Annotated in this window: 13 protein-coding genes and 1 pseudogene; 5 read left to right on the top strand and 9 right to left on the bottom strand. The window is 64.1% G+C overall.

Annotated elements, in window-relative coordinates:
• Nucleotides 1-47: 47 nt before the first annotated feature.
• The 3 genes and pseudogenes from CEQ44_RS20490 to CEQ44_RS20480 all read right to left on the bottom strand — a co-directional run bounded on the left by CEQ44_RS20490 (nucleotide 48) and on the right by CEQ44_RS20480 (nucleotide 2784).
• Nucleotides 48-1290: pseudogene (locus CEQ44_RS20490) on the bottom strand (class I SAM-dependent methyltransferase).
• A gap of 31 nt (nucleotides 1291-1321) precedes the next feature.
• The gene (locus CEQ44_RS20485; protein ID WP_088182326.1) at nucleotides 1322-2068 is read right to left on the bottom strand and encodes a molybdopterin-binding protein; all 747 of its coding nucleotides are present in this window, start codon (nucleotides 2066-2068) and stop codon (nucleotides 1322-1324) included.
• A complete protein-coding gene (locus CEQ44_RS20480; protein ID WP_088182325.1) occupies nucleotides 2065-2784 on the bottom strand; it encodes a cytochrome b/b6 domain-containing protein in 720 nt (239 codons plus the stop codon). The genes CEQ44_RS20485 and CEQ44_RS20480 overlap by 4 nt, the downstream gene beginning before the upstream one ends.
• Nucleotides 2785-3154: 370 nt before the next feature.
• Here CEQ44_RS20480 and CEQ44_RS20475 point away from each other — a divergent pair, with 370 nt between their 5' ends.
• A complete protein-coding gene (locus CEQ44_RS20475) occupies nucleotides 3155-3664 on the top strand; it encodes a porin family protein (RefSeq protein ID WP_088182324.1) in 510 nt (169 codons plus the stop codon).
• Nucleotides 3665-3718: 54 nt separating this feature from the next.
• On the opposite strand, the gene CEQ44_RS20470 is transcribed toward CEQ44_RS20475, so the two are convergent.
• The 3 genes from CEQ44_RS20470 to CEQ44_RS20460 form a co-directional block, all read right to left on the bottom strand.
• On the bottom strand, nucleotides 3719-4141 hold the full coding sequence (locus tag CEQ44_RS20470) for a hypothetical protein (RefSeq protein ID WP_088182323.1): 423 nt from the start codon (nucleotides 4139-4141) through the stop codon (nucleotides 3719-3721).
• Between the two features lie 82 nt (nucleotides 4142-4223).
• On the bottom strand, nucleotides 4224-5486 hold the full coding sequence (gene rlmN, locus CEQ44_RS20465; protein WP_088182322.1) for a 23S rRNA (adenine(2503)-C(2))-methyltransferase RlmN: 1263 nt from the start codon (nucleotides 5484-5486) through the stop codon (nucleotides 4224-4226).
• Between the two features lie 46 nt (nucleotides 5487-5532).
• Entirely contained in the window at nucleotides 5533-6033 is a 501-nt protein-coding gene (locus CEQ44_RS20460; RefSeq protein WP_088182321.1) for an invasion associated locus B family protein, read from the bottom strand.
• 172 nt (nucleotides 6034-6205) lie between these two features.
• Here CEQ44_RS20460 and dnaN point away from each other — a divergent pair, with 172 nt between their 5' ends.
• The 3 genes from dnaN to CEQ44_RS20445 all read left to right on the top strand — a co-directional run bounded on the left by dnaN (nucleotide 6206) and on the right by CEQ44_RS20445 (nucleotide 10334).
• A complete protein-coding gene (gene dnaN / locus CEQ44_RS20455) occupies nucleotides 6206-7318 on the top strand; it encodes a DNA polymerase III subunit beta (protein WP_088182320.1) in 1113 nt (370 codons plus the stop codon).
• A gap of 99 nt (nucleotides 7319-7417) precedes the next feature.
• Complete coding sequence (locus tag CEQ44_RS20450) at nucleotides 7418-10030, top strand: EAL domain-containing protein (RefSeq protein WP_176400198.1); 2613 nt, start codon at nucleotides 7418-7420, stop codon at nucleotides 10028-10030.
• A 103-nt stretch (nucleotides 10031-10133) separates the two neighbouring features.
• Nucleotides 10134-10334, top strand: coding sequence for a hypothetical protein (locus CEQ44_RS20445; protein ID WP_088182318.1), 201 nt, complete (start codon nucleotides 10134-10136; stop codon nucleotides 10332-10334).
• Between the two features lie 98 nt (nucleotides 10335-10432).
• Here CEQ44_RS20445 and CEQ44_RS20440 read toward each other — a convergent pair whose 3' ends face one another.
• Both CEQ44_RS20440 and CEQ44_RS20435 read right to left on the bottom strand, forming a co-directional pair.
• Entirely contained in the window at nucleotides 10433-10864 is a 432-nt protein-coding gene (locus CEQ44_RS20440; RefSeq protein ID WP_254913781.1) for a response regulator, read from the bottom strand.
• A gap of 74 nt (nucleotides 10865-10938) precedes the next feature.
• Nucleotides 10939-13704, bottom strand: a complete 2766-nt coding sequence (locus tag CEQ44_RS20435; protein ID WP_088182317.1) for a TonB-dependent receptor — start codon at nucleotides 13702-13704, stop codon at nucleotides 10939-10941.
• A gap of 190 nt (nucleotides 13705-13894) precedes the next feature.
• On the opposite strand from CEQ44_RS20435, the gene pip reads away from it, so the two are divergent.
• Nucleotides 13895-14836, top strand: coding sequence for a prolyl aminopeptidase (gene pip, locus CEQ44_RS20430; RefSeq protein WP_088182415.1), 942 nt, complete (start codon nucleotides 13895-13897; stop codon nucleotides 14834-14836).
• Here the strand turns inward: pip and CEQ44_RS20425 are convergent.
• Entirely contained in the window at nucleotides 14833-15375 is a 543-nt protein-coding gene (locus CEQ44_RS20425) for a histidine phosphatase family protein (RefSeq protein ID WP_088182316.1), read from the bottom strand. The genes pip and CEQ44_RS20425 overlap by 4 nt on opposite strands.
• Nucleotides 15376-15377 lie beyond the last annotated feature (2 nt).

Genomic DNA, 15377 nt, shown 5'->3' with positions numbered 1-15377 from the left:
CGACTGAACCAGCCTCGAATGGCGATGTCAGCGATCGTTCAGGCTTTTTATCGCCCGCGCAGCGCCGCCTCCGATTCCTGCATATAGTCGCGGGTGATCGGCAAGGCGCGCCGATCGCGGCTATATTGGACCTGGAAATTCACCATGCCGCCATGTTCGAACACGGTCGCCGCGCCTGCCAGGTAGAAGGTCCACAGGCGGAAGAAACGCTCGTCATAGAGGGCGATGATATCCGCCTTGTGTGCCATGGCGCGTTTGTACCATGCGCGGATGGTCAGGCCATAATGGATGCGCAGCACCTCCACGTCGGTCACCATCAACCGCGTGCCTTCGCTGCCCGCAATCATTTCCGACAGGGCCGGGATGTAGCCGCCAGGGAAGATATATTTCTGGGTGAAGGCGTCAGTCACGCCCGGTCCGCCCATACGGCCGATCGTGTGGACCAGCATCACCCCCGTCCGGGGTCAGCAGGTTGCGGCATGTATCGAAAAAGGTGCGATAATGGGCGGTGCCGACATGTTCGAACATGCCCACCGACACGATCCGGTCGAACGGCCCCGTCATGTCGCGATAGTCGATCAGTTCGAAGCAGACATGGTCGGCGACGCCAGCATCGGCGGCGCGCTGGCGCGCGACCTTCAACTGTTCTTCCGACAAAGTGATGCCGGTCACATCGACGCCGCAGGTGCGGTGCAGATACAGCGCCATGCCGCCCCAGCCGCACCCGATATCCAGCACCTTCATGCCCGGTTTCAGGTGCAGCTTGGCGGCGATATGCGCCTTCTTGTCCTCCTGCGCCTGCTCCAGGCTGATGCCCGCCTCATTGGCGGCATCGGGATAATAGGCGCAGCTATATTGGCGGTCGCGGTCGAGGAACAGGGCGTAGAGCGCGCCCGATAAGTCGTAATGATGGGCTACGTTGGCCTTGGACCGGGCCTTGTGATTGGCGCGCCACAGCTTTTGCCGCACGCTGCCAACGCTGCGCTTGAGCAGGCTCTTGCTCTCGATCGACTTGCCCTGTTCCCAGGGATTGTTGGCGCGGATCATGGACAGGAATTCCATGATGCCGCCGCCCTCGATCGTCACGCGTCCGTCGATCCAGGCCTCCGCCATGCCCAGCCGCGGATCTTTAACGATGTCGAAGGGCACCCGGCCGTCCTTGAATCGCAGCGCGAGGTCGGGGAAGGCAGGGTCGGGCTGACCCACGGTGAGTATTTTGCCGTTGGCGTAATGAACGGTCAGGCGACCGCGTGTGACCAACCGCTTGAGAACCAATTCAAACAGCTTCATGCCGCGACCTTGTCATGGCGTTACGCAGACGTCAAATGCCTGCATACCAATCATAATCGGCACGGTCCTCCCAGAAACCGCCCTTGCCCTTGCCGATTGCGGCGAGGGTGTCGACCGCTTCGATGCCCATCAGATATTTGGCCTGCTTATAGCCCAGCTGCCGTTCGACCCGCAGCCGCAGCGGCGCGCCATTGGCGACCGACAGCGGCCGGTCGTTAAGGGCGAAGGCGAGGATGGTCTGGGGATGGAAGGCATCGGCCAGGTCGATGCTTTCATAATAGGGCCGCCCGCCGCCCATGTCGTCGGCGCAGCGGAAGACGATATAGCGCGCGTCGCTACGCAGCCCCGCGCCGTCGAGGATTGTCTTGAGCGGCACCCCGCGCCACTTGCCGATCGCGCTCCACCCTTCGACGCAATCATGGCGGGTGATCTGCTCGCGATGGGGCAATGTTCGCAATTGCGACAGCGACAGAGACAGTTCGCGCGATACGAGGCCGGTGACGCTCAGTCGCCAGTCGGCAAAGCCATTGCGCCACAACGCCTTATAGGCAGGCGTATTGGGATTGGCGGTGCCGTTGGCGCGGAAGACCGGGGAAATCTGGTCGGGCCGGAACTCGCGCGCCAGCGCGTCGGGCGCCATCAGGCCGCGCTGCGCCCATTTATGGAAATTCTCGGCGGAGAAGAGCGTCTCGCGAAAACTCTCGTTGCGCGCCAGTCGGTCGCAGCCCGCCAGCGTGGCGGTCGCGCCCAGCAGCAGGGTGCGGCGGGTCAGGATCATGGCCGTTCCTCCGGCACCCGATAGCGGCCGGTGATCATCGATCGCACCTCGTTGAGCGGCCCGGCGAGAAGGACCATCAAAATATGGACCAGGAAGAAGGCGAGGAGCGCGAAGGCGGCGATGAAATGGATCGAACGGGCCGATTGCCGCCCGCCGAACAGGTCGACCAGCCAGGGCCAGGCCGCATTCATGCCCGGCGACATGGTCAGGCCGGTCAGGATGACGATCGGTAGCGCGACGAAGATGACGCCGATATAGCTCGCCTTTTGCAACACATTATAGCGTAGCGCCGCCTGGCCGGTGGGAAAGCGCAGCCGCGCGTGATCCTTGATGTCCTGCCAAACATGGCGCGGGGCCAGTTCGCCGCGACGGAAGGCCAGGTCGCGGGCGATGTGCCGGTTTATGAGGCTCCAGAGCATATAGGCAAGCAGCGCAAAGGCGAAGAGTGGTGCGGCGGCCAGATGCCAGTGGCGCGACAGAGCCAGGCTATAATGGCCAGGCAGAGTGATCCATCCGGGAAAGCGCTCCAGCGTCAGCCAGGCATGATCCAGATTTGCGCCATATTGCCCCCAATAGAGGCGAGGATGGGCGTTGAAGATGCCAAGGCCGCTGGTGAACAGGATGTAGAGCAGCAGCGCATTGGCCCAATGCCAAATCCGGGTGGACAGGCGATGGCGTTTGACGTCGCCAGCTACCATGGGGGTCGGGCTGTCCATGGGGATGATCCTATCCCATCTGGCGCAATAGTCCAATATTCGGTTGAGCGCCCGGTCAGGTTACAGGCTGCGCCTAAGCTGCGCCCAAGCGGCGCCTTACCCGCCGAACGGCCGGGATGCCCGTTGTCACACTTTTGCAACACAAGCCTTGAAATGAATTGAAATAAAGTCAGACCCCCTTTGCAACGCAATCTTCCGAACCTAGATGGCGGCTGCGTGATCATGATGCAGATCATGTTCTTGATCTCCCGATAATGGAGAGAAGAGTCGCAAGAGTTGTCGTGAGAATAAGTTCATGATTGCTTGGCATCGAACCTGAACACCGGATTAATGTCTCAATCACGGTGACTAGATAATAAATGAGGACTTTATGAAGACTGTGATTTTCGCAGCCCTTGCTGCTGCCACTTTTGTTTCGGCTCCTGCTTTCGCTCAGGACGCAGCGCCCTTCACCGGGCCGCGCGCGGGCGTGACGCTGGGTTATGACAAGCTGGGCGGCGAAGAAGGCTTCTCGTACGGGGTCAACGCCGGTTACGACCTGGCGCTCGCGCCCAACATCGTCGGCGGCGTGGAAGTCAGCCTGGGCGACACCACGGTCGACGACAGCGACCTGGACGTCAGCCGTGACATCACCGCCTCGCTGCGCGCCGGTTACGTCGTGACCCCGCGCGTCCTGGCGTTCGGCAAGGTCGGCTACACCTCGACCCGCTTCGAAATCGACGGCGACGGCGTTGGCCTGGAAGGCGTGCGCTACGGTGGCGGCCTGGAGTTCGCGGCAACCCCGAACACCTACATCTCGGCTGAATATCAGCGCACCGAATATGAGCAGAACATCGGCGGCCGCGACGCCGCGGTTGTCGGCATCGGCTTCCGTTTCTGATCCCTCTCGATCGGAATCAGGGAAAGGGCGGTCCTGCAAAGGGCCGCTCTTTTTCTATGTGGGCAAGGGCGTGAAGTTGGGTGCGACCCACGCCAGCCGCGCCGATGTCGCCATCAGCACGTCGCGCGACCAGTAAGTGAACAGCCAGTCCTTACTCCCCAGCGGCGACGCCATCAGCGCGGCATAGGCGATCGCAGGGGTCACATCGCCCGGCAGCCCGGCCAGGAGGCGGCGCGCCATGTGCAGCGACGCCTGCGTGATCGTCTCATGATAGCCGCTGGTTGCGCTGTTTACCCCGCCGACACTCTCGTTGTAGCGGCGGATCATGCCGGGCATATCGTGTTCGGGCTGCAAGTCCGGGCGCATGCGGATCAGCCACAGGGCGGTCGCGAAATGCGCGCCATGGGTCCAGCGTTCCTTGGGCAGCGTGCAGGCGCAAAAGCCCTGCGCCAGCGCGTCGATCTCTTCATCGGTCATCGTCGTTCCCCCAACAGAAAAGCCCCACCATCGCTGGCGGGGCTTGTCGTCCTGCACCGTGGCGCAGCCTATGGTCCCGCGATCATCCGAGCGCGGCTTGCTTCTCTTCAGAGAGGCGCTTCATTTCCGCCTTGCTCTTCTTCTCGCTTGCCGATTTAAGCTGGCCGCACGCCGCCATGATGTCGCGCCCGCGCGGGGTGCGCACCGGCGCGCTGATGCCGCCTTCGAATATGATGCTGCTGAACGCGCGAATCCGCTCTGGCGTCGAGCATTCATAATCGGTGCCCGGCCAGGGGTTGAACGGGATCAGGTTGACCTTGGCCGGCAGCTTATATTTGCGGATCAGGCGGACTAGTTCGCGCGCGTCATCGTCGCTGTCATTCTTGTCACGGATCATCACATATTCGAAGGTGATGCGCCGGGCGTTGTTCGCCTTGGGATAGTCGGCGCAGGCCTGGAGTAGTTCTTCGATCCCATATTTGCGGTTGAGCGGCACCAGTTCGTCGCGCACTGCCTTGGTCACGCCATGGAGCGAGACGGCGAGGTTCACGCCGATCTCCTCGGCCGCGCGCGCCATCATCGGCACCACGCCCGACGTCGACAGGGTGATGCGCCGCTTCGACAAGGCGAGGCCATCGCCGTCCATGACGAGCTTCAACGCGTCTCGGACATGGTCGAAATTATAGAGCGGTTCGCCCATGCCCATCATCACGATGTTGGTCAGCATCCGCCCATCCGGCGAATATTGCGGCGCGTCCTCGTCATCATCGACATCGTTCGAGGCGGCCATATTGCCCTTGGGCCATTCGCCCAGCGCATCGCGCGCCAGCATCACCTGCCCCACGATTTCGCCCGGCGTCAGGTTGCGCACCAGACGCATCGTGCCGGTGTGGCAGAAGCTGCAATTAAGCGTGCAGCCGACCTGGCTGGAGACGCACAGCGTGCCGCGATCCGCATCGGGGATGAAGACCATTTCATAATCCTGCCCGTCGTCCGAGCGCAGCAGCCATTTGCGCGTGCCGTCTGTCGACACCTGCGCTTCGACCACTTGTGGGCGGCCCACGACGAAGCGGTCGGCCATCCAGCGGCGCATCGGCTTGGCGAGGTCGGTCATGGCGTCGAAATCGGTGGTGCCGCGATGATAGAGCCAGTGGAATAGCTGCTTGGCGCGCAGCTTGGCGGCCTTTACGTCGAGGCCCGCCTCTTCCAGCACCGCTTTGATCTGCGGGCGCGACAGACCCATCAGGTCGGTACGACCATCCTCTCGCGGGGTCACCGCGCGCGGCACGGGCACAGGGTCGATAAGGCCGGGAATCGGCATGAGCGGGCTGGCGGCTGATTGCATGGCGCGCCCTTAGCCGATTTTTGCCGATTTTGGAAGCGGCGCGCGCCTAACGCAGCCGCGCGCATCCCAGTGCGGCGGCATCCATCGCCGTCGCCGCGCCGCGCAGGGCGTAGCTGTCGGCAAAGCCGCGCCCGTCCGCGCCCACGCCCGCCACGCTCATGCTGCTGGCAGATCGCATCGCGGCGACGATCTGCGCATCGGCGCGGGCGTCGGGCGCCCAGGCGTCCATCTGCCCGGCGACCAGCGCGAAGCGGCGCTCGCCCACGGTCAGCGTCACCGGCGCCTTGGCCGCCAGCGCGCGACTAAGGCGAATATGCAACTGCCCGCGCACGCGCTGCCGCGGCCAGGTGCCGACCGATGCAAAGCCTCTGGATGTCTGGCCCCGTCGCCCGGCGGGCTGTGCGATGGCGTAGCAGCGCGGCCCGTTCTGCCCTGCGCCGGGGTCGCGAAACGCGCCCCAACCCTCGAAAATACCAAGCGAATCGCGCGCCTGCGCCGGCATGGCCGGGACCAGCGACAGGATCAGGAGGGCAGGCAAGCGGCGCATCCTGCGGGCAAAGCCCAAGCCGTCCCCTTTTGCAACCCCGCTCCGTAACGAAAGCGCGATGCAGCGCTTGCCCAAGCCGCCATAGCGGTTATGAAGAAGCATCCATCATTGTCGCCGGGATTCGACCGAATCTCCGGCTATCGGCTTAAAAAGAAACGGACAGAACAGGGACATGAAGGCCACTATCGAACGCGCGACGCTCCTCAAGAGCCTGAGCCACGTCCAGTCGGTGGTCGAGCGGCGCAATACCATTCCTATCCTGTCGAACGTCCTGATCGAAGCGTCGGCCGACGGCGCGATCAAGCTGATGGCGACCGATCTTGACCTCCAGATCGTCGAAAGCGTGTCGGCGCAGGTGGAGCAGGCCGGCGCCACCACCATTTCGGCCCACACCCTGTTCGACATCGCGCGCAAACTGCCCGAAGGCAGCCAGGTGTCGCTCCAGGCGGCCGAGGGCAAGATGCTGATCCAGGCCGGTCGCGCCCGCTTCAATCTGTCCACCCTGCCGCGCGACGATTTCCCGGTGATCGCGGAAGGCGACCTGCCGACGCGTTTCGAACTGCCGGCCGAAACATTGAAGCAGATCATCGACAAGACGCGCTTTGCCATTTCGACCGAAGAGACGCGCTATTATCTGAACGGCATCTATTTCCACGTCACTGACGACGACCAGCCGGTGTTGAAGGCCGCGGCGACCGACGGCCATCGCCTGGCCCGCGTCACCGTGACCCGCCCTGACGGCGCGGAAGGGATGCCCGGCATCATTATCCCGCGCAAATGCATAGGCGAACTGCGCAAGCTGCTCGATGAAGTGGACGGTTCGGTGCAGATCAACCTGTCGGCCAGCAAGATCCGCTTCGGCCTGGGCAGCGCGATCCTGACCAGCAAGCTGATCGACGGCACCTTCCCCGATTATAGCCGCGTCATCCCGACCGCGAACGACAAGCTGCTCAAGATCGACCCGCGCAGCTTCGAACAGGGCGTCGATCGCGTCGCCACCATCGCCACCGAAAAGACCCGCGCGGTCAAGATGAGCCTGGAGAAGGACAAGATCACCCTGTCTGTCACCAGCCCCGAAAACGGCACGGCGGCCGAAGAGGTGCCAGGCGCTTTCCAGGGCGAAGGCTTCGATATCGGCTTTAATGCGCGCTATCTGCTCGACATATTGGGACAGATCGACAGCGACTTGGTCGAACTCCATCTGGCCGATGCGGCCGCGCCGACGTTGATCCGGGAAAATGACGCCAGCCCCGCGCTTTACGTGCTGATGCCGATGCGAGTCTGACTGTTGCTTCGGCGCCGGTTTTTAGCCTGCGCCATTATGGATCGTCATGACTGGCCGTAAGTAATTCTCTGGCAAGAAGTTTGCGTTACCAGTTGGGGTATGTCCCTGCTTCGCGCATCCCTTGCCGATAGTCCGTCCCGCCCGATGACCCTGATGGTCGCGCTCGGCTTGTCTGAAAGCGGAACCGAGGTGTCGGCGTCCTGGATTTCCGGCGCCTTCATCCACATCGCCCGACTGTGGCCGCTGATCCTGCTGGCCAAGATCTGCGTCGTCGCGCTGCTGCAATTGCCCTTTTATTCCCATGACATCGTGCAGATCGGCCTGATGGTCGCGATGCTGTTGATTGATGGCGCGCTGATGCTCGCGCCGCGCCTGTCATGGTTCCAGCGGCGGATGCCCCATATCCAGAACTGGATGATGCTGCCGCTGGTGTTCCTGTCGGGCCTGACGTTCAGCCTGTGGCTGGGGCGCGATGCCAGGGCGGCGACCGACGCGTTGTTCCTGGCGGCGGTGCCTGAATTGGCGGTGGCGCTGCTGGCGGTGTGCATTTTCGGCGACCGGCGACTGTTGGGGATCAGCTATTTCCTGGGTGCGTTGCTGGTGTCGGTCGCGGAAAAGGCTGGTGTCGTCCAGATCGGCCTGCTGTGCAGCTGCGTCATCGTCATGCTGGTCGCCACGCTGCGCCAAGCGACGGCCGATCGCGACCAGGCGATCGCCCGGCATAGCCAGGATCTGCGTGCGCAACGATCCGACCGGCTGTTGCAGGAGCATGAGCGCACCGGGCGGGGTTGGTTCTGGGAAACGGACCGACTAGGCTGCCTGACCTATATTTCCGACACGCTGGCCAGGACATTGGATGCGCCCGGCGACGGGCTGATCGGACGGCCGATTACGGAGATCATCCGGCCCGGCGACAAGAAGCAGGGCGATGGCGAACGCACGCTGGGCTTCCACCTGTCCGCCCGCACCGGCTTTGCCGATCTGCCCGTATGCGCCGCGCTGGCGAAGGAAGAGCGCTGGTGGTCGATTTCAGGGCAGCCTGTCTTCAACGAATATGGTCAATTCCACGGTTTCCGTGGGTCGGGCACCGATCTCACGGAAATGCGTCGCAGCCAGGCGGAGGTGACGCGTCTGGCTCAGTTCGATTCACTAACCGGCCTGGCCAACCGCATCCAGATGCTCAGCTCCCTGGAGCAGGCGGTCGCCGCCCGCCACGGCAAGCCGGGCGAATGCGCGCTGATGATGCTGGACCTCGACCGGTTCAAGATCGTCAACGACACGCTGGGCCATCCGGCGGGCGACACGCTGCTACGGCAGGTCAGCCAGCGGTTGCAGCGGGTGGTCGGTAACAAAGGGCTGGTCGGGCGACAAGGCGGCGACGAGTTCAAGATATTGCTGCCGGGCCGTCACGACCAGGCCGGGCTGGCCCAGCTGGCGCAGGCGATCATCGCGTCGATCTCGCAACCCTATATGATCGAAGGAACTGCCGTGGTCATCGGCGTGTCGATCGGCATCAGCGGATGCCCACATGACGGCGTCACGGCCGACGCGTTGATCCGCAACGCCGACCTCGCGCTCTACGCCGCGAAGGGCAATGGCCGTGGCGTCCATCGCTTCTATTCGTCGGACATGCATGCCGATGCGGAGGATCGCCGCGCGCTGGAGGAGGATCTGCGCCGGGCGCTCGCCGCCGACGGGCTGCACCTGGTCTATCAGCCGGTGGTGTCGTCCAAGACCGAGCAGATCACCGGCTATGAAGCGCTGCTGCGCTGGGACCATCCGGTGCGCGGGCCGATTTCCCCGGCCCTGTTCATCCCGATCGCGGAGGATAGCGGGCTGATCGGCCAGATCGGCGAATGGGTGATGCACACCGCCTGCCGCGATGCTGCCGACTGGCAGGAGGGCATCCGCGTCGCCGTCAACGTCTCGCCCAGCCAGTTCGCCAATCCGGGTTTTCCGTCCACGGTGATGAACGCGCTCGCCGGTGCGCAATTGGCGCCCGAACGGTTGGAGCTGGAGATTACCGAAAGCGTCTTCCTGAACGATGACGAGGGCACCGACGCGATGTTCACCCGGCTGAAGGCGATCGGCGTCCGGTTGGCGCTCGATGATTTCGGCACCGGCTATTCCTCGCTCGGCTATCTGAAGAAGGCGCCGTTCGACAAGATCAAGATCGACCAGAGCTTCGTGCGCGGCGCGGCGACCAAGGGCAGCCGCAACAGCGCCATCATCAAGGCGATCGTCAGCCTGGCCGAAGCGCTGGGCATGGATACGACGGCAGAGGGCGCAGAGACACAGGATGAACTGGCGTTGATCCGCCAACTGGGGTGTAGCCACATCCAGGGCTATATCTATGGCAGGCCGATGCCAGCCGCCGACGTGCTGGCGGCCCAGCGCAGCCAGGGCACCGCGGTCAGCGCCAACGGCTTCCGGTCCAGCCGGCCCGAACGCAAGACGATGCTGCGCACCATCGCGATCCATCATGACGGCCATGTCTATACCGGCCGCGTCCGTAACATTTCCGCCACTGGCGCGCTGATCGAGGGGTTGTGGAATGTGCCAGCAGGCACGTTGTTCGCGATCGAACTGGCCGAAAACCAGTTCGTCAACGCGACCAGCCGATGGTCGAAGGACGACCGGATGGGCGTGGAATTCGCCGGATCGGTCGATATCAGCACCCTGCGCAATGCGCCCAAGTCGCTAGCGGGGTGACGTGCACAGCCGGTTTGGCAACAAAATGTCACGGGGCCGGGCGGGAACGCCGCATCCTTCCAGCGATTATGTTCGACGCACATGTCAGCATAGGGACGGTCGAATGCGCAATTGGGATGAGGACAAGAAGACGCCTGCTCGCCGTCGTGGCGTCGGCAATTTTGCCGTGCTGGGCATGGCGATGGTTTTGGGGATCGCGGCGTTGAGCGCCTATGTGATTTCCGGCAAGGATGCGCCGGTCAAGCCGGCAAGCGGTTCCGCCAACGCCATGGCGCTGGCCAGTTCCAAGCCCTCTACGCGCTGACAGGCGCATGGAATGACAAAGGGAGGCCCAAACCATGCGCCTCCCTTTGTCATTTCTACCGCAGATTATCGCGCAGCGTGCGCCGGGAAACGCGCAGATCAGGCAGCGATCGCTACCGGCTCTATCGCCGTGTCCGCCACGATCATCCCGCGACCCAGATCGCGGATCAGGCCGATGAAACGGGTCGCCTCGCGAACGATCATCGCCTTGTTGAAACAGGCGGCCGCGCCCCGGTCCATCGCCTCGGCGACGATCGGCGCGCCGTCGCGCATCAGGCTGGACAGCATGATGACCGGGCATGGCTCCATGTCCATGATCTCGTCCAATATCGCCAGGCCATCCTTGCCCGGCATGGCGATATCCAGCGTTACGACATCGGGCTTTTCCAGCCGGATCATATCGATCGCCTCCTCGCCATTGCAGGCAATGCCGACCACCTCGATCCGCCGGTCGCGCTCCAGCAGCGTTTCGATCATCGCGCGGATGGTGAGCGAATCATCGACCACCACTATCCTGACGGGCTTTGTCACTATCGTCTCCCCAACCGTTACACAGCATCATAACGGCCGAGGAACGACAGGCTTTAGTCGTCCCTAATGGGCGCTTAACTACGGGGTCGATTGCCCGCCGCGAAATTGGGGAAGAAGAGTTTGCGGAAGCTGATCGACACGGTCCGTCCTAGCGGGTCGAGATAGCCCGGCTGATAACGCAGCGGCGTCGCTCCGGTCGCGTCGGTGACCTCGCGTCGCTGGTTGAAGATATTGTCGATATTGAACGATATCCGCGCGCCGCGCAGGAAGGGAATTTTGCGTTCCAGCCCCTGCACCTGCCCCAGATTGGCGAAGAGGCGCAGGTTCGCGGTGGCAAGGCTGCCGAAATTCAGCCGCGAACTGCCGCCGGCCGTGCCCGTCAACGCGCCATCGACATGGGTGCCGCTTTCCCAATCGATGCCCAGCCGCGCGCCGATGCCGTTGTTCATATAGCCGACCCGCGCCTCGATCTCATGCCGGGGCTGGCCACCGGACGATCCGGTGGCGTCGCCGTTCAGCAGGTCGAGTTGCGGCACCCCCGGCGCGATGTCGATGCTCTCCGTCAGGTGCCAGGTGTGATAGAGGCTGAACGTCATCCGCCCGCCGCCCTGGCCGCCGCCGCGACCCCCGCCAAAGCCGCCGCCGCGCGGCCCACCGCCGCCCGGACGTCCGCCGCCGCCCGGCCCGGCATTATTGCCCTCACCACGCGGACGATCGCCGCCGCCTTCCTGTCCGGGGGCGCGAGGGCCGCGATTGCCGAACAGCGCCTGCAATTCGGGCGGCCGGTCCTCCGGCTTGCCGCCCGATGCGCGCCACGCCTCCACCAGCTTTTGCACATGCGACTTGATCGGGATCGACAAGTCGAAGCCCCAGCGCAGTTGTTCGCTCTGCGACCGGAGAAAATTGATCGGCCGCGCGTCGATCTGGAGCAGGTTGCCGTCGCTATCGCGGATGAAGCGCTGCGGATAGGCCGCTTCCAGCGCCGGGGTGGGCGTGGGGAAAGCGGCGATCGGATTGCTGGTGCGGCTGTTGAGATAAGTCGCGGTCAGCGTCAGGTTAGGCTTTTCGAACGGCTTGATCCGAGCGCTCAGGCGGAACTGGTCGCGCACGCTTTCGCGCAAGGCAGCGTTCCCGCCCGACAGTTGCGACACGAACACGGTCTGCCCGGTCGCATAGTCGAACACCGACACGTTGGGCGTGACGATCTGCGGATCGGTGATCTGCGTGCCGGTGGGCGCGGCGCGATCCTGATTGGCGGACATCAGGATCTGCACCGCCTTGACCGGCTCCCAGCGCAGGCCGTAGCCTAGCGTCGAGAGCGTGCCGAAGTCCGAATAGCGCTGCGCCGCGGCGTTGAAATTGACGCCGATATCGCCCACCACGCCTAGCACATCGCGCGACCGGCTGGTCAGCGGCAAGTCGACGCTGATCTGGCCGCTGCCGATCTGACGGTCATAATCCGACCGGCTTTCGACGCCCGATCGCACCGACCGGCTGGAAAAATCATTGGTCGATGCGCCAAGGCGGATCGATGTCATCACGTCGCCCGCAGGCAGGCCGAACAGTGTGCCGCTGACCAGCAAATCGCCCTGCACGGCACGGCTTTCGGCACGCGCCCGGTCGGTCAGGCGGGTGGTCAGCAGGTCCGGCGCGAAGCTGGCATAGGGATTAACACTGGTGTCGCCGGCATCGAGCGCCGTCTGGATCGCGCCTGTATCTATGCCGCGGTCGGTGCGGGTGCGGGTGATCGACAGGTCGCCATTGCCGGTGAACGACCATTGCCAGCTACCGCCCAGCCGCGCGCTCAGGGTCAGCCCGACATGGCCGGTGGTGCCCTTGGTCTGCTGCTGCAACGCGCCGCCCTGCGCCAGGTAGCGATAGAGGGTGACGTCATTGGCGAAGGGGGAGAAGGGGTTGCCCGCCGCCAGATCGAACGCGCCCTGGGACAGGCCTTGGAGCGAATCGCTGTCGGACAGTTCCAGCCGACCGTTGAGCGTCGCAGACACGCCGCCCAGAGCACGGGCCAGGGTGGCGTTGGCGGAAAAACTCTCCGTCTCCGGGCTGAGCGTGCGATAGCGGGTCAGGTCGCTGACGCTGATGATATTGGCGCCCGCCACAAAATCGCTCAGCGTAGGCGCGCCTGCTGCCGCGCCGCCCGGCACGCTCGCCACGGTGACGGTCTGCCCCGCCAGCGCCGACAGCGCCGGATCGATCTCGCCGTTCGCCCCTGCGCCGACGATATTGCCCGCCAGCGCATAGGGGCGACCCGGCGCAGTGGCGATGATGCCCCGCTCGCTTTCCAGCAGAGCGACAGCGCGGCTATATTGCAGATTCAGGGTGAAGCGATTGTCGCCTTGGATGCGCAGCAACCCGGCTTCCACCTTGCCATTTTCCCGCCCACCCTGGGTCGTGGTGGCGACGCGCCCTTCCGCCGTTTCGGCGCGGAAACGCTGGCGCAGGACGATGTTCACCACCTTTTGCGTCGGCGCATAGCCGTAAGAGAGAGCGACCTGTTCGGGCAATATATCGACCCGCTGCACCGCTTCGGACGGGATGTCCTGAATTTCGGAGAAGCTGGAGACACGCTTGCCGTTCAGCAGAATGACCGGCGACCCGTTCGTCTGCGGCGACAATTCGCTGATGAGTTCGGATATGGAGGTGACGCCCAGCGCGCGCACATCGGCGGCCGACAATTGCTGTTCGGGCTGCACGTCGCCGATCACCGATCCGCGCTGCGGCTGGCCAGTGACGATGATCTCTTCGCCTTCGTCCATGTCGACGGGGGGTGCGGCCTTCTTCTCCTCCTGCGCCATCAAGGCGCCGGGCGCGACGCCGGTCATGAGCGCGACACAGAATAGGCAAGCGGAAAAACGCACGAAAACCCCCACAGACAAACCCGATGCTGATTGCTGGCCTAGCAGCCGCTTGTCGCAAGATATTGGCGACAACCAGCGATATTTGTCGCAAGATGTAATCGTGGCGGCTGAATGGAGACTGGCCGGGCGGGGCGGCGATGCTAAAAGCATCGCCATGCGCACCCTGTATCCCCCGATCGCCCCACACGCCTCCGGCCATCTCGACGTGGGCGATGGCCATCATGTCTATTGGGAGCGGGCGGGCACGCCCGGCGCGAAGCCCGCGGTGTTTCTCCATGGCGGACCGGGCGGCGGCATATCGCCCGATCATCGCCGCCTGTTCGACCCGGCGCGCTATGATGTGCTGCTGTTCGACCAGCGCGGTTGCGGCCAGTCGACGCCCCATGCGGAACTCAGCGCCAACACGACCTGGGATCTGGTCGCCGACATCGAGCGGCTGCGGGTGATGATGGGCGTGGAGCGATGGCTGGTGTTCGGCGGTAGCTGGGGATCGACGCTGGCGCTGGCCTATGCGCAGGCGCATGTCGAACGGGTCACCGAACTGGTGCTGCGCGGCATCTTCACGATCCGCAAACAAGAGATCGACTGGTATTATCAGGAGGGCGCGAGTCGCATCTATCCCGACAAATGGGAGCGGTTCGTCGCGCCGATCCCGGAAGCGGAGCGTGGCGACCTGGTATCGGCCTATCGCTGCCTGCTGACCGGCGACGATCGCGCGGCGCAAATTGCGGCGGCGCGGGCGTGGAGCGTGTGGGAGGGGGAGACGATCCGTCTGTTCCCCGACCCGGCGCTATCGGCGACCCATGATGCGGACGATTTCGCGCTGGCCTTCGCCCGGATCGAAAATCATTATTTCGTTCATGGCGGCTGGCTGGAGGATGGGCAGTTGATTCGCGACGCCGGCAAGCTCGCGGACATTCCCGGCGTCATCGTGCAGGGGCGCTACGACATGGCCTGCCCGGCGGAAACCGCCTGGGCGCTGCACCGCGCCTGGCCGCAGGCGCGCTTCGAGATGATCGAGGGCGCGGGCCACGCCTATAATGAGCCGGGGATATTGGACGCGCTGATCCGCGCGACGGACGAGTTTGCGGCTTAGCGCGTTTCAGGCCCCAGCGCGGGATCGAGGTCGCGGGGTCGGGTGAAACTGCTCAGCGTCGCGATATTCTCGCACGCCTGACTCCAACTCTCGATGGGCAGGTCCAGCACCGCGATGCTAGCGGTCGGGAATTTGACCTCCACATCCTCGCGCAGCGGATTGACGCCATCGTCGGGGACCAGGTCGAGGATCAGTTCCTCCAGCCCCGGATTATGCCCGGCCAGCAGCGCGCTGTCGGCGCTGTCGGGCAGGTCGCGCACGACGTCGAACAGGGTAGGCGCGGAGGCGAGATAGATGCGCCGGTCCCAGCGGGCGTCCAGCGTCTGACCATAGCCTGCGAAGAAGGTTTCCAGCGTCTGCATGACCCGCGCCGCCGGGGAGGCGACCAGCAGGTCGAACTGCATTTTCCGCTGGGCGGCGAACTGGCCCATCAACATCGCCGCTTTCTCGCCGCGGCGATTCAAGGGGCGATCGAAATCGCGCGCCACCGGATCGTCCCAGTCCGATTTGGCGTGGCGCAACAGGGTCAGGCGCTTCATTG

The organism is Sphingobium sp. Z007 (genome assembly GCF_900013425.1).
GTDB lineage: Bacteria > Pseudomonadota > Alphaproteobacteria > Sphingomonadales > Sphingomonadaceae > Sphingobium.
Note: the sequence above shows the minus strand (reverse complement) of the source record. Positions and strands in the feature narration are given on the sequence as shown.

What these genes read in the sequence shown, in the direction of transcription:
- CEQ44_RS20485 (WP_088182326.1), bottom strand. Translation starts at nt 2,068, where the DNA reads ATGATCCTGACCCGCCGCACCCTGCTGCTGGGCGCGACCGCCACGCTG.
- CEQ44_RS20480 (WP_088182325.1), bottom strand. Translation starts at nt 2,784, where the DNA reads ATGGACAGCCCGACCCCCATGGTAGCTGGCGACGTCAAACGCCATCGC.
- CEQ44_RS20475 (WP_088182324.1), top strand. Translation starts at nt 3,155, where the DNA reads ATGAAGACTGTGATTTTCGCAGCCCTTGCTGCTGCCACTTTTGTTTCG.
- CEQ44_RS20470 (WP_088182323.1), bottom strand. Translation starts at nt 4,141, where the DNA reads ATGACCGATGAAGAGATCGACGCGCTGGCGCAGGGCTTTTGCGCCTGC.
- rlmN (WP_088182322.1), bottom strand. Translation starts at nt 5,486, where the DNA reads ATGCAATCAGCCGCCAGCCCGCTCATGCCGATTCCCGGCCTTATCGAC.
- CEQ44_RS20460 (WP_088182321.1), bottom strand. Translation starts at nt 6,033, where the DNA reads ATGCGCCGCTTGCCTGCCCTCCTGATCCTGTCGCTGGTCCCGGCCATG.
- dnaN (WP_088182320.1), top strand. Translation starts at nt 6,206, where the DNA reads ATGAAGGCCACTATCGAACGCGCGACGCTCCTCAAGAGCCTGAGCCAC.
- CEQ44_RS20450 (WP_176400198.1), top strand. Translation starts at nt 7,418, where the DNA reads ATGTCCCTGCTTCGCGCATCCCTTGCCGATAGTCCGTCCCGCCCGATG.
- CEQ44_RS20445 (WP_088182318.1), top strand. Translation starts at nt 10,134, where the DNA reads ATGCGCAATTGGGATGAGGACAAGAAGACGCCTGCTCGCCGTCGTGGC.
- CEQ44_RS20435 (WP_088182317.1), bottom strand. Translation starts at nt 13,704, where the DNA reads ATGACCGGCGTCGCGCCCGGCGCCTTGATGGCGCAGGAGGAGAAGAAG.
- pip (WP_088182415.1), top strand. Translation starts at nt 13,895, where the DNA reads ATGCGCACCCTGTATCCCCCGATCGCCCCACACGCCTCCGGCCATCTC.
- CEQ44_RS20425 (WP_088182316.1), bottom strand. Translation starts at nt 15,375, where the DNA reads ATGAAGCGCCTGACCCTGTTGCGCCACGCCAAATCGGACTGGGACGAT.